The organism is Caballeronia sp. 11_S32, from assembly GCF_056930355.1.
Window position 1 is genome coordinate 953,115 of sequence record NZ_JBXOWH010000003.1, and the last position, 13,713, is coordinate 966,827.

Genomic DNA, 13,713 nt, shown 5'->3' on the forward strand with positions numbered 1-13,713 from the left:
AACACCAGCGTGACCGATAGGAAGTGTTCAACCCTAGCGGCACGAAGCAAACTCTAAGCACATATCCGAGGTCTTGAGACCAGACTGGCCGCCAAGACCGGAAGAGCGATAACAGCCCAACAGGAGACACCGTGTCACACATCCTATCCAGCGTGCAGCCGAGGGAGGCTTCAACTCGAGCGTATCTGCGCAGTCGCGTCGCCGGCTGTATCGGACACGCCATCGAGTGGTTCGACTTCTCGATATACGCCAATCTCGCCATTTTCTTCGGTTCACAACTGTTTCCGGCCGATAGCCAGAGCTCCGCGCTGCTCGCCGCATTCGGTGTGTACGCGCTTGGCTTTGTGATGCGGCCGGCGGGCGGTTGGTTGCTCGGTATCGTCGCCGACCGTTACGGGCGAAAGACGGCTCTCACTGTGTCAGTGACAACGATGGCAATCGGGTCGCTCATGATTGCCGTCGTTCCGACGTATGCTGCGATTGGTCTCGCAGCACCCATCATCGCGACTATCGCGCGCTTGCTGCAGGGCTTGTCGGTCGGAGGCGAGTTCGCCGCGGCTTGTTCTTTCCTGGCTGAGACAGCGCCACCGAATAAGCGGGGCTTTCACGGCAGTTTCCTGTTCTTCGGCACTGGCATCGGGCTAATCTTGGCATCAGGCATCACGTGGGCACTCACGCAGACGCTGAGCCATGACCAGATGTTGAGTTTCGGATGGCGCGTACCGTTCGTTATCGGCGCATTCGGCGGGCTGTTCGGATATTGGTTGCGTACCCGAGTCAGCGAGACGGAAGCGTTCACGGAGGCCGCAGCACACGGAACCCGGCGGACAAGCGGCTCGGTTCGCTCCCTCCTGTCGCTCCATCGACGCCAGATTTTGACGCTGATTGGTGCCAGTGTTCTTGGTGCCTTCGCCTTTTACCTGTTCATCGTCTACGTTCCGGTGTATGCGATTCACAAGTCGGGTGCTACGCCCGCCACCGCCTACGCGGCCAGCACTTGGAGTCTTATCGTGTTCACCGTCGTTCAGCCACTATTCGGCGCTCTTTCCGACCGGTTCGGCCGTCGCCCGCAGCTGATTTTCATGGCGGCGGTATACACGGTGTTTCTCTACCCGGTCGTTCTCTCGGTCGGCGACACCTTCTGGTCTATCTTCCGAGTTGAAATGTTCGGGATGATTCTTTACGCGCTCTACACGTCCATCGCACCGGCAGTGATGGCAGAGATGTTCGACACCGACGTTCGAGCTTTGGGTATCGGCCTGCCGTTCAATCTGGTGGTCGCTGTGCTCGGTGGGACGACACCGTATCTGATGACATGGCTCCAAGGTCGTCATCAGGAGCAGTTCTTCCTCATCTACGTGTGTGTTGGGTCCGCTATAAGTCTGGTCACGTACCTTGTTATGGCCGAGACCAAAGCCAAGAGTATCGAGCACTCCTCGGTGGAATCATGATTGCGACGACTTTTGAACGGCTCTCAGGGGCGGCAAAGCAGCATGCCGTCGCGCAAGGGAATCTGAGCTACCTAGACCTTGGTAGCGGCCAACCGGTCGTCTTTATCCATGGCGGGCATGGCGGTTGGTACCACTGGATAGCGAACATCGAGTCGCTCGCCGAAAGGCGACGGGTCATCGCGCCCGACCTTCCAGGGTTTGGCGCATCATCGCCCCCTACAGAAACCTTCTCGCTCGAAGTCGCCGCGCAGAGCGTCTTCGATTTGCTAGATGAATTAGGCGTCGGGCGGTTCGACCTCGCGGCATTCTCCTTCGGCAGTTGCGTTGCGGGATACATAGCAGCGAGTCGGCCCGACCGAGTCCGCACGCTCACGCTTGTCAATCCCGCGGGCATGGGCCCGGTGTCGGCCTCCCTTACCGGGATTCAAGATGAGGCGTCTGAAGTTGCCCGCCATGATGGGATGGAGGGCGGCGTTGAGGTCTCGTTGAAGCAAATCATGCTGTCGGACCACTCACTGGTGACGTCCGAGCTCACGGCTCTCGCGGCGCAGCACGTTCGGGCTACCCGCGTTCTCACTCGCCCCATCGCCCGAACAAACCCAACCCGGGCGTTAATCGCCAAGGTTCAGGCGCCGGTTTGGTTGGTACTCGGGTCGAAGGACCCTCATCAAGCTCATGAAATCGACGCGCGCGAGTACTGGATTCGGAGTCTTTCCTCGAAGAACCGTTCGTCAGTGCAACCGGCTGCTCATTGGCTACAGTACGAGCGCGCCGATTGGTTCAACAAACATATCAGCGAGTTCATCTCCTAGCGCCAGGTCACTGTCATCAGGCGTATGTCGACGTTGCTCACTTAAAAATGGCGGCCATGATACTGGAATCATTTGCGAAGTACGTTGGACGGCAGGCGACATCGCCGTTGACCCCGAGCTCGCTTCACGCATCCAAGCGCGTGCTGATTGATTGGTTTTCAGCCTTGTTGCCGGGCACTCAGGTAGCCCCAGGCATCCAACTGCTAAAAGCGCATCGCGCGGAACTCGGGCATGGCCGGTCGAGTCTTCCCGGCAACGAGACGACAGCATTCGCTCCTACAGCCGCATGGCTCAACGGGAGCATCTCGCATGCCGTGGAATTCGACGACATCTTCCGCGATGCGGTCTACCACCCGGGTTGCCCGACAATCGCTGCCGCGCTTGCACTCGCCGAGGAAACAGAAGCTTCCGGACTCATGCTTTTGAAGGCCATCGTAGCCGGCTACGAAGTATCGACCCGCATCGGAGCGGCAATCCAGCCCGCGCACTATCGATTTTTCCATACCACTGGAACGGTCGGATGCTTCGGTGCGGCGGCCGCAGGCGTCCTTCTGACGTCGCCTGGCGACTGCAACGCTGCGATGCATGCGATGGCTACGTCCGCGACTTTCGCGTCGGGTCTCCAGCAGGCCTTCAGGTCTGATGCGATGACAAAGGCTCTTCATGCCGGTCATGCGGCCTGGGTCGGCGTTACATCGGCGCAAGGTGCTACTGCGGGCATCACCGGCGTCGCAGACATTCTTGAGGGGAGTGCCGGCTTTGGTGCCGCACTTTGCGATTCGCCTGATTGGAGCTCGGTAACGGAGGGGCTGGGCGAAATCTTCAACATCGAACGTATCACCCAGAAAAACCATGGGTGCTGCGGCCACACCTTTGCGGCTATCGACGCGTTGCTCGATGCCATGGAAGCAAACGGCCTACGCTGGGAGCAAATCTCCCGAATCGTTGTCCGGACATACGCTCCGGCGCTCGAAGTCGCTGGAATTCCAGAGCCGAAATCTGCGTTCGAAGCTCGCTTCAGCCTGCCGTACGTCCTGGCCCACGCAGCCGTGCATGGTTCCGTCCGCCTAGAGGCTTTTTCGGAAGAACGTCTTCGCGATAGTCAGGTGCGGGAACTCATGAAGAAGGTCGAGCTGGTCGCGGACCCGGAGCTCACGCGGAACTTCCCCAAGATGCGCTCCGCCCGAGTCGAGTTGAACTCGCTTGACGGCAAGACTGTTGAAGTGTTCGCGCCTCATCGGCGCGGTGACCCGGAGGCCCCGCTCAGCGACGAAGAAATAAACGGCAAATTCCTGGAACTCGCCGGGCCTGTGATTGGCGCGCAAGCCGCGGACGTCCTTTTGCAAAGACTGTGGCACATGGATGAACTCAACGTGTCGGACTTGAGCCTGTCGCACCTGCTGTCCAACAATTCGAAGTGAAACTGCTGTCCCGGGAGGGGCTTGTCATCGCGAGACAACTGGCACGCGGACAAGCTAGCGCAACTACCGCTAGCTTGTCATTGTTTGTATCTCGGACCGAAGCCAGACTCTGAACGCTTCGACTTTCCGCGAATGCCTTCGATTATCTGGGACTAGAAGGTAGTAGGCGAGCTCACGCGTCACCGGCCGGTCGAAGGGCCGCACCAGGACGCCAGCGGCGATATCGTTGGCCAGGAGTCGCGTCTGGCCAATTACAACACCCATCCCCTCGATTGCTGCTTGGTATGCAAGCAGCGAATTCTGAAACCCTCCGCGTTGACGGCTGACCAGTCCCTCCAGGTCGCCGCGGCCAACCGCGCGCAGCCAATCGAACCAATCGTTCCGACGGTACCTCGACTGAAGCAACCGATGATTCGCAAGGTCATCGATGCTTTCCAAGGGCGGACCGTTCTTCAACACCTGCGGGCTGCATACCGGTTCGATGACATCGTCGAAAAGACGCTCGCAGTTGATACCGGGCCAGTTGCCGTCGCCGAACTGAATGGCCGCATCTACCTGAACTTCGCTGAAGTTTATCTTCGCGACAGTTGTGCTCAATTCTACGGGGATGTTCGGATGAGCTTGCTCGAAGCGATGAAGCCGGTGCATGAGCCATTTCGCTGCGAACGTCGTGTACACCGACAAGCGCAGTGGTTCACCTTCCATCCGTCCGACAATAGTCTCGGTGGCGCTCACAATCGAAGCGAACGCGGGCCCAATCTGCTTGTAATAAGTTGCGCCAACCTTGGTGAGCTTCACACCTCTGGGTACTCGGTCGAACAGACTCACGCCGAGGTAATTTTCCAGCGTAGCGAGTTGCCTGCTCACCGCTGAATGCGTAACGCACATCTCGGCCGCTGCGCTCGTGAGGCTCCCCAATCGAGCAACGGCTTCGAAGACATGAAGAGGGTTCAGAGGCGGGACCGTGCGTGGCATGCGATGTTCCAAAAAGTCACATTAACGTACCGTATGTGAAGTAGTGTGTCAAACGACCGGCTGGAATAATCAATTCCATAGCAGTCCCACGGTCAGAGAGGAAAAGATGGATTTCGCATTTAATGAGGAGCAGACCGCGTTCGCCGATGCAGTGCAGCGATTCGCGCGAGATACGTTGGCAGAAGGCGCGCTCAAACGCGCCCACCACGCTGGTTACGACTTCGACGTCGCGCGGCAACTTGCAGAGCAAGGCCTGCTCGGTATCACCATGAAGGAAGAAGATGGTGGTCAGGGGGGCACCCTCATGGACGCGGTTATCGCGATTCAGGAAATCGCGTTGGTCTGCCCGAAAAGTGCGGACATCGTACAGGCCGGGAACTTTGGACCCATCCGTACCTTCGTCGAGTACGCGACGCCCGAGCAGAAGAAGCGGTATCTGGCGGATTTGCTCGGCGGTCGAAAAGTGATTTCGCTTGGGATGACGGAGCCCGGTGCCGGCTCGGCTGTCACGCAGCTCAAGACATCCGCGCGCCGCGAGGGAGATGAGTACGTCATCAATGGCACGAAAATCTTCTCGACCCACAGCCCCGATGCCAACCTGTTCCTAATCTATTGTCGATTCGGTCCGGGTGTGGAAAACATCGGCTCTGTTCTGATTGAGAAGGGCACCCCCGGCTTCACCGTCGGACAACCCTCAAGCTTCATGAGCGGCGAGGAATGGTCTCAGCTCTATATCGAAGAGTGCCGCATCCCTGCGGAAAACGTTCTTTTGGGACCGGGCGGATTCAAAAAGCAAATCTCTGGCTTCAACGTCGAGCGCGTCGGCAATGCATCGCGTGCCTTGGCACTCGGACGCTATGCCTTCAATACGGCACGCGAGCACGCTCTGATGCGCGAACAGTTCGGTCGCCTGCTCTGCGAGTTCCAAGGGATTCAGTGGAAGTTTGCGGACATGGCATTGAAGCTGGAAGCTTCCCAGCTGCTGCTGTATCGCGCGGCGAACGTTCCGAACGGTGAGCTGCCGTCGGCATACGACACCGCCATCGCAAAGGCGCATTGCAACATGACCGGCTTCGATGTTTCAAACGAAGCGCTGCAAGTGATGGGCGGCATGGGTTATAGCCAGGAGTCGCTCGTCGAATACTGTGTCCGCCGCACGCGTGGCTGGATGATTGCTGGCGGTTCGATTGAGGTTCTGAAGAACCGCATCGCTGAGAACGTGTTCCAACGCCGCTTCGACCAGCGCAAGTAAGGGGTAGCGTCTAACATGGAAAACAGCATCATGCCCAAGGGCGAATCGCAGCGCAGGTCGCTTGCAGACGTGCTCCTTTCGCCGCGAAGCGTTGCGCTCGTCGGTGCATCGGACGACCCCTCGAAAACAGCAGCGCGTCCGCTCCGGTTTATCCGCCAAGCGGGGTTTGATGGTGATGTGTATCCCATCAATCCGAATCGCGACACCGTGCTCGGCGAGAAGGCGTGGCCCAGCCTTCGAGACCTGCCTGTCGTCCCTGAGCACGCGTTTATCCTCACGCCGACTGACGCAGCAATCGACGCGCTACAGGAGTGTGCCGACCTCGGTGTTCCGGTCGCTACCATCCTCGCTGCCGGGTTCTCGGAAAGCGGTCCGGAGGGCGAGGCGCGCGAGGAGCGGGTTCGCAAAATCGTTGAGCAAACCGGAATTCGCGTTCTGGGTCCAAGCGGTCTCGGAATGGTGAACGTGCGTCGCAAGCTCGCGCTGACCGCAAACGCGGCGTTCGCGGAGCCTGACCTGCCGGTGGGTGGAATCTTCGTCGCATCGCATAGCGGCAGCATGATTGGCGCCCTCGTATCGCGCGGTAAGGCTCGCGGGGTTGGCTTTGCCGGGCTGGTCTCAGTCGGCAATGAGGTTGACCTCAGCGTCGGTGAGATTTGCGCGGCTACGCTGGACGACCCCGAAGTCACGGGCTACATGCTTTTCCTCGAGACACTGCGACACTCGGACAAGCTTCGCCAATTCGCCATTCAAGCTGCAGCGAAAGGCAAACCCGTCGTTGCATACAAACTCGGCCGCTCGAGTGCGGCGGCAGAGTTGGCTGTGTCCCATACCGGAGCCCTCGCCGGCGAGGACGACGTTGCCGATGCATTCCTGAGAGACTGCGGCATCGCACGAGTCGAAACACTGGATGCTTTCCTCGAGTGTTCGCCTCTGTTGGCGCGTGTTCCTGTTGCCAAGGCTGCCCTGTCGAGCAAGCCGCGCGTCGCGGTGGTAACAACCACGGGCGGCGGTGCCGCGATGGTTGTTGACCAGCTCGGCGTTCGGAACATCGATGTGCAGCATCCAAGCAAGCAGACGTATGAGCGTCTGGCTGCTGCAGGCGTGAAGGTGAACAGTGGGCGAATCGTCGACTTGACGCTTGCCGGAACTCGGTACGACGTGATGAGCGCTGCACTCGGCGTGCTTCGGTCGGCGCCGGAATTCGACTTGGTTGTCGCCGTGGCCGGTTCCTCCGCGCGATTCTCGCCCGAGCTTGCTGTACGTCCGATTATCGACAGCGCATCCCAGTCTCCTGAACTGCTCCCGCTCGCAGCGTTTGTCGTACCGGACGCACCCGAGGCACTGCTCCGCCTGACAGCGAGCGGCGTGCCGTGCTTCCGTACGCCCGAGTCCTGCGCAGACTCCATCGCTTCAGCTTATGCGCGACGCATGCCCTCGGCGATTGTTGTGCCAACGGAAGCCAAGGTTGGAGGAGCGGCCGAACTTCTCGACGAGATGGCGGCGTACGAACTGTTGACGAAAGTGGGCGTCGTCCATGCTCCGGCCGTGGCGATTGACGTGACAGGCGGAGACCGACTTCCGCAAGACTTGCCGTATCCGCTTGCAGTGAAGGTGTTGTCGGCCGACGTGCCGCACAAGACTGACGTTGGCGGAGTTGAGCTCGGCATTCGCGACGCCGACCAGCTCGGGACGGCCATCGAAAAAATCCGTGCGAATGTGGCTCGCAACATTCAAGGGTTCGAACTCCAGCGCGTGCTTGTGCAGCAAATGACCAAGGGGCTCGGCGAAGTTCTCATCGGCTTCCGTCACGACGCGCAAGTTGGTCCGATTGTGATGCTGGCCGCAGGCGGGGTCCTCACGGAAATCTATCGTGACCGCGCGCTTCGCCTCGCGCCGGTGACGCGGGAATCTGCGCTCGAGATGATTTCAGAAGTCAAGGCGATGCGTGCGCTCGACGGATATCGCGGAAAGGCGCGCGGTGACATGGAAGCACTGGCGGACGCCATCGTCGCAGTTTCGAAGCTGGCTACGCTGCCTGGCGCTCCGGTTCTGGAGGCAGAGGTCAATCCCGTGATGGTGCTGGAGGAAGGTAAAGGCGTTCTGGCCGTCGATGCCCTTGTGAAAATCGGAGGCTAGTATGGACGCACTTTCAAGCGCGGTGCCAGAAGTAACGGTTCAGGCTGTGCGCCAGGAGAAGCGTGGAAACATCGGTTTCCTCGTCATCGACAATCCCCCGGTGAACGCAAGTTCGGTGGAGGTGCGCCGCGGACTGCTCGATGGTGTTCATTTCTTCGGCGGCGACCCGACGCTTCGCGGCATCGTCATCATTGGCGACGGGAACACCTTCGTCGCCGGCTCGGATATACGTGAGTTCGATGTTCTCATTAAGTCACCGTCCTTGCCCGAGGTGATTCTCGCGATTGAGAAGGCACCGGTTCCCGTCGTCGCCGCGATACACGGCAACGCCTTGGGCGGCGGCTTTGAACTGGCACTCGGTTGCGACGGGCGAATTGCTGTATCTGGGTCGATGGTGGGGTTGCCAGAGGTCAGTCTCGGCATGATTCCCGGCGCCGGTGGCACTCAGCGCGTCGCTTACGTCACGGGGAAAGCCAAGGCTATCGAGATTGTCACGTCGTCTCGACGCCTGACGGCCGCCGAAGCATTCAAGGTCGGTCTGATTGACCAGGTGGTCGAGGACGACTTGGCAGATGCGGCTGCAAAGTTCGCGGAGTCGCTCGATGGAAAGAAACGGCGGATTCGTGACCGAGCAGTCCCAGTTGCAACTGACGAGGAAATTGAGGCTGCAACACGGGCCGCCTTGCGACTACGCAAGCAACTGCCTCATATTCAGCAGGCCGTGGACGCGGTGAACATGGCCGGTGACGTTCCGTTCGATGATGCGCTGTCGCGTGAGCGTGCGGTTTTCAACGTGCTGCGGACGAGCATTGCTGCACGGGCATTCCGTCACTTGTTTTTCTCAGAGCGAGAGTGCCTTCGTTCGCGCCACGGCGGCCGTCCGAACACAGCAAACATTCGCCGCGTGGGCGTGGTCGGCGCTGGCACCATGGGCGTGGGTATCGCTGGTTCCTTTGCCGATGCGGGTTATGACGTTGTTCTTTTCGACACCAACGAAGCAGCGCTCGCGGCGGTGACGGAAAAGCTCGGACAGACCTACAACGCACTCTTGAAAAAGGGAAAACTCGAAGAACGCGAGATTCGAGAACGCCTTGCTCGAGTTCGTACGGTCGGCGACCTGCAGCAGTTGAGCAACGTCGACCTTGCTATCGAGGCCGTTTTCGAAGACTTCGATGTCAAGCGCGACATCATGGCAAAGCTGCATGAGGTCTTGCCGGCAGAAGCCATCCTCGCCTCGAACACGTCGTATCTTGACCTCAACCGGCTGGCGGCAGAGGCAGGTCGCCCGGAACGCACGATTGGCCTGCACTTCTTCAGTCCGGCGCAGGCCATGCGGCTCCTTGAGATTGTCGAAACGGAATACGTGAGCGCGGAGATTGTCGACGCCGCCATCGCAATCGCAAAACGCCTTGCAAAAGTACCGGTTGTCGCTCGGGTATCTGAAGGCTTCATCGGAAATCGTATCTTCGCGGCCTACCGAAGACAGTGCGAGTACATGATGGAAGAAGGCGCGATGCCTGAGCAAATCGATGGGGCTCTTGAAGAGTTCGGCTTCGCGATGGGCCCCTTCGCGGTGGCAGACCTTTCTGGCTTAGACATCGCCTGGAGAATGCGCCAGCGACTGAACGCGGGGAGCAAGCCTGCGCGTTACGTGACGATTCCGGATGCATTATGCGAGGCGGGCCGATTTGGCCGCAAGACCGGCGCCGGATATTACAAGTACGAGCCAGGCGGTCGGCGCGGCGTTGCTGACCCCGACGTACACGCAATCATCGCGAGAGAGCAGCAAAAGAAAGGTGTTGTCGCGCGTACGTTGAGCAAGGAAGAAATCGTTGAACGCGCTCTGGCCGCAATCGTGAACGAAGCGGCCAAGGTGATGGGAGAAGGCGTCGCCTCTCGCACGAGTGACATAGACGTCGCTCTCGTTCACGGCTACGGATTTCCGCGGCATTTGGGGGGACCGATTTTCTGGGCGCAGCAGCGCGGTGCCGACAAGACCTACGAAATGATGAAGCGCTTGCGCGTAGCGTCCGGCCCTGACTTTGTCGCTGGTGACGTTGCCACGATTCTCTCGAAATAACGAAAGGGCGGGACTTTGTCTCGCTCCGAACGGCCGGATAGCGGAGGCAATTCAGTGAAGATTGTCGTAGGAGTGAAGCGTGTCGTCGATGCGAACGTGAAAGTCACAGTCGCCTCGGACAACAGCAAGGTGGACCTGAACAACCTGAAGATGGCAATGAATCCGTTCGATGAAATCGCCATCGAAGAGGCGGTCCGCCTGAAGGAAAAAGGCGTGGCGAGCGAAGTGGTCGCAGTGTCGGCAGGCGTCGCACAATGCCAGGAAACGCTGCGCACAGCGCTGGCAATGGGCGCAGACCGAGCGATTCTCGTTGAGACCAACGTCGAGTTGCAACCGCTTGCTGTTGCCAAGGTGCTGAAGGCGCTCATCGACAGGGAACAGCCGCAACTCGTCGTTCTTGGCAAGCAAGCCATCGACGACGATGCAAACCAAACCGGCCAGATGGTGGCAGCACTCGCGGGTTTCGCACAAGCGACCTTCGCATCGAAGGTGACTGTGGAGGATGGTCGAGCCGTCGTGTCCCGCGAAGTTGATGGTGGCATCGAGACGCTCTCATTGCGACTGCCGGCGGTCGTCACGACCGACCTCCGGTTGAACGAACCGCGCTATGTCACCCTCCCGAGCATCATGAAGGCAAAGAAGAAGCCCTTGGAGTCTTTGAGGCCAGAGGACTTGGGTGTTGATGTTTCGCCTCGCCTAAAAACGCTGAGAGTCAACGAACCTCCCAAGCGTGCCGGGGGCATGAGGGTCGCCGATGTGACGGCTCTGGTCGACAAGCTCAAGACCGAAGCCAAGGTGCTTTGAACCGTCGGGTAACGGAGAGAAAGAATGACGATTCTGGTGATTGCCGAACATGACGGCACTCAACTGAAGGCCGCGACATTGAACACCGTGTCGGCGGCGCAGAAGATTGGCGGTGACGTACACGTTGTCGTTGCAGGCAACGATATTCAGCGCGTAGCGAGCGTCGCGGCGGAGGTCGAGGGCGTTTCAATCGTCCTCGTGGCAGACGCACCGCATCTCGCCGATGGTCTGGCAGAAAACCTCGAGGCAACTGTACTGACCATCGCGAAGAAGTATTCGCACATCCTCGCGCCGGCAACGGCGTACGGCAAGAACATCGCTCCGCGTATCGCTGCAAAGTTGGACGTCGTGCAGATTAGCGACATCATCGCCGTTCACTCGGCTGACACGTTCGAGCGACCCATCTACGCGGGCAATGCGATTGCAACGGTGCAATCGTCGGACCCAATCAAGGTGGTCACGGTCCGGGCTACTGCGTTTGATGCCGTTCCCCCTGAGGGCGGCGCCGCATCAATCGAGAGTGTGGATGTGCCACCCGATGCGGGTCTGTCGCAGTTTGTCAGTCGCGAAGTGACCAAACTCGACCGCCCGGAGCTGACGAGCGCGAATATCATCGTTTCGGGCGGCCGGGGTCTGGGCAGCGGAGAGAACTACACGAAGGTGCTCGAGCCCCTTGCCGACAAGCTCAACGCTGCGCTTGGGGCATCGCGAGCGGCCGTGGACGCGGGATTCGCTCCGAATGATTTTCAGGTGGGGCAAACCGGCAAGATTGTCGCACCGCAACTGTATGTGGCGGTCGGCATATCCGGCGCCATCCAGCATCTGGCTGGCATGAAGGACTCGAAGGTCATCGTTGCTATCAACAAGGACGCTGAAGCGCCGATTTTCAGCGTCGCTGATTATGGGCTCGTCGGTGACCTGTTCTCGGTGGTTCCAGAGTTGGTCGCCGCGGTCTAATTCGCGCGCGACAGGACGCCCGCCAACCAAACTACATTCATCCGAATGTCGGACCAAATATGGTCACGGCAGGAGGAGCTTCACCCCTACACTGGAGACGTAACATGTCCGAGGCTTTCCTTTGCGATGCTATTCGCACACCAATAGGCCGTTATGGTGGTTCGCTCTCGTCGGTCCGCGCGGACGATTTGGGCGCTGTGCCGCTTAAGGCGCTGATGGAGCGTAACGAGGAAGTCGATTGGGGCGCAGTCGAAGACGTGGTCTTCGGATGCGCCAATCAAGCCGGAGAGGACAATCGAAACGTCGCTCGCATGTCGTTGTTATTGGCGGGCTTGCCGAAAGAAGTCCCAGGCTCGACGGTGAACAGGCTGTGCGGCTCTGGCATGGATGCGGTTGGCATTGCAGCGCGGGCAATCAAGTCAGGCGAAGCCGGCTTGATGATTGCCGGCGGCGTCGAGAGCATGAGTCGCGCGCCGTTCGTGATGGGCAAGGCGCCGACTGCGTTCTCGCGTAATGCCGAGATTCACGACACTACGATTGGGTGGCGCTTCATCAACCCGCTGATGAAGAAGCTGTACGGTGTGGATTCCATGCCGGAGACGGCGGAGAACGTGGCGATTGACCACAAGATTAGCCGCGCGGACCAAGATGTTTTCGCGCTGCGAAGCCAGCAGAAGGCGGCCCGCGCGCAGCAGGACTGCACGCTCGCGGCCGAAATCGTTCCGGTCTCAATCGCGCAGAAAAAGGGCGACCCCATCCTCATCTCGAAAGACGAGCATCCGCGTGAGACAAGTCTCGATACGCTCGCCAAGCTGAAAGGTGTCGTCGGTCCGGACGGCACCGTAACGGCGGGAAACGCGTCTGGCGTCAATGATGGCGCCGCCGCCTTGTTGCTCGCAAACGAGGAGACTGCAAAGCGCTTCGGCCTCACGCCGCGTGCGCGCGTGCTTGGCGTTGCAACTGCGGGTGTCGCCCCGCGAGTGATGGGAATCGGCCCTGCGCCCGCTACCCAAACCCTGCTCGCACGGCTTGGGATGAAGATTGACCAGTTCGACGTCATCGAGTTGAATGAGGCCTTCGCTTCCCAAGGTCTGGCGGTTCTGCGCGCCCTCGGCGTGGCGGACGATGACCCTCGCGTCAATCCCAACGGCGGAGCAATCGCCCTCGGCCATCCGCTTGGGATGAGCGGTGCACGTCTCGTCACCACGGCGATGTACCAGTTGCAGCGCACACAGGGACGGTTCGCGCTTTGCACGATGTGCATCGGCGTTGGGCAAGGCATCGCCGTTGTCATTGAGCGAGTTTGACGTTTCTCGAATCGCGACGCGAGGTGCTCATGAACGCAATGACGGGCTTTGAGATGCGCAGGATGGCTGCCGCCGCATCGGCAAATCAGGAGGATGCGCAACTGTGGCGGATGTTCTCGCAGCTCTACGAGGACCGACGTATTCGATGGTGTAACTCAGCCGACGGATGGCTTGTATCAATCGACCATCGGCACGTCGCAACTGAGGCGAACTTCGACCAGGCCATCCGCCGAGCTATCTCATGCCTTCAGGGCGCCTCAAGCAACTCAGGTATCTAGCCGCCCATGGCGTTGACGTTCTCCGAGTACGCCGCGCCATAGAACTGGCCAGAGGTAAGCGCCGCTTTGTTCCTCCAATGCAGCGAATCGGAATCCTCATACAAGCAAAAAGGTACAGACAGAAGCGACCATTCGTCGCGTAACGGCCAGCACGTCCAGCGCGACAATACGTGGATGGCGCAAGAAGCGTTGCGGAGGATAGTGGCGGGCTCTGGCCCTGCAACTGCCGCCAACGCC

General features: G+C 59.6%; 10 protein-coding genes. 9 read left to right on the plus strand and 1 reads right to left on the minus strand.

All coding sequences use genetic code 11. The features are described 5' to 3' along the window. Nucleotides 1–131 precede the first annotated feature (131 nt). Genes AC1Z32_RS16070 through AC1Z32_RS16080 form a run of 3 tightly spaced genes read left to right on the plus strand, consistent with a single transcriptional unit; the run spans nucleotide 132 to nucleotide 3,684 of the window. Entirely contained in the window at nucleotides 132–1,451 is a 1,320-nt protein-coding gene (locus tag AC1Z32_RS16070; protein WP_483479568.1) for an MFS transporter, read from the plus strand. Then, a complete protein-coding gene (locus tag AC1Z32_RS16075; protein ID WP_483479569.1) occupies nucleotides 1,448–2,263 on the plus strand; it encodes an alpha/beta fold hydrolase in 816 nt (271 codons plus the stop codon). The genes AC1Z32_RS16070 and AC1Z32_RS16075 overlap by 4 nt, the downstream gene beginning before the upstream one ends. A gap of 56 nt (nucleotides 2,264–2,319) precedes the next feature. After that, nucleotides 2,320–3,684, plus strand: a complete 1,365-nt coding sequence (locus AC1Z32_RS16080; RefSeq protein WP_483481650.1) for an MmgE/PrpD family protein — start codon at nucleotides 2,320–2,322, stop codon at nucleotides 3,682–3,684. 69 nt (nucleotides 3,685–3,753) lie between these two features. Here the strand turns inward: AC1Z32_RS16080 and gcvA are convergent, their stop codons facing one another. After that, nucleotides 3,754–4,659 carry a transcriptional regulator GcvA gene (gcvA, locus tag AC1Z32_RS16085; protein ID WP_483479570.1) on the minus strand — a complete coding sequence of 302 codons (906 nt, stop codon included), beginning with the start codon at nucleotides 4,657–4,659 and terminating at the stop codon, nucleotides 3,754–3,756. A gap of 106 nt (nucleotides 4,660–4,765) precedes the next feature. Here gcvA and AC1Z32_RS16090 point away from each other — a divergent pair, with 106 nt between their 5' ends. The 6 genes from AC1Z32_RS16090 (at nucleotide 4,766) to pcaF (ending at nucleotide 13,198) form a co-directional block, all read left to right on the plus strand. Next, nucleotides 4,766–5,911, plus strand: a complete 1,146-nt coding sequence (locus tag AC1Z32_RS16090; RefSeq protein WP_483479571.1) for an acyl-CoA dehydrogenase family protein — start codon at nucleotides 4,766–4,768, stop codon at nucleotides 5,909–5,911. Between the two features lie 30 nt (nucleotides 5,912–5,941). After that, on the plus strand, nucleotides 5,942–8,050 hold the full coding sequence (locus AC1Z32_RS16095; protein WP_483481651.1) for an acetate--CoA ligase family protein: 2,109 nt from the start codon (nucleotides 5,942–5,944) through the stop codon (nucleotides 8,048–8,050). Between the two features lies 1 nt (nucleotide 8,051). Then, nucleotides 8,052–10,130, plus strand: coding sequence for a 3-hydroxyacyl-CoA dehydrogenase NAD-binding domain-containing protein (locus AC1Z32_RS16100; RefSeq protein WP_483479572.1), 2,079 nt, complete (start codon nucleotides 8,052–8,054; stop codon nucleotides 10,128–10,130). A 54-nt stretch (nucleotides 10,131–10,184) separates the two neighbouring features. After that, nucleotides 10,185–10,934, plus strand: coding sequence for an electron transfer flavoprotein subunit beta/FixA family protein (locus AC1Z32_RS16105; RefSeq protein WP_483479573.1), 750 nt, complete (start codon nucleotides 10,185–10,187; stop codon nucleotides 10,932–10,934). Nucleotides 10,935–10,958: 24 nt separating this feature from the next. Beyond that, nucleotides 10,959–11,891: an electron transfer flavoprotein subunit alpha/FixB family protein gene (locus AC1Z32_RS16110; RefSeq protein ID WP_483479574.1), complete on the plus strand. Its 933-nt coding sequence runs from the start codon at nucleotides 10,959–10,961 to the stop codon at nucleotides 11,889–11,891. A gap of 104 nt (nucleotides 11,892–11,995) precedes the next feature. Next, nucleotides 11,996–13,198 (plus strand): 3-oxoadipyl-CoA thiolase, encoded by a 1,203-nt coding sequence (gene pcaF / locus AC1Z32_RS16115; RefSeq protein WP_483479575.1) that lies wholly within the window; start codon nucleotides 11,996–11,998, stop codon nucleotides 13,196–13,198. Nucleotides 13,199–13,713 lie beyond the last annotated feature (515 nt).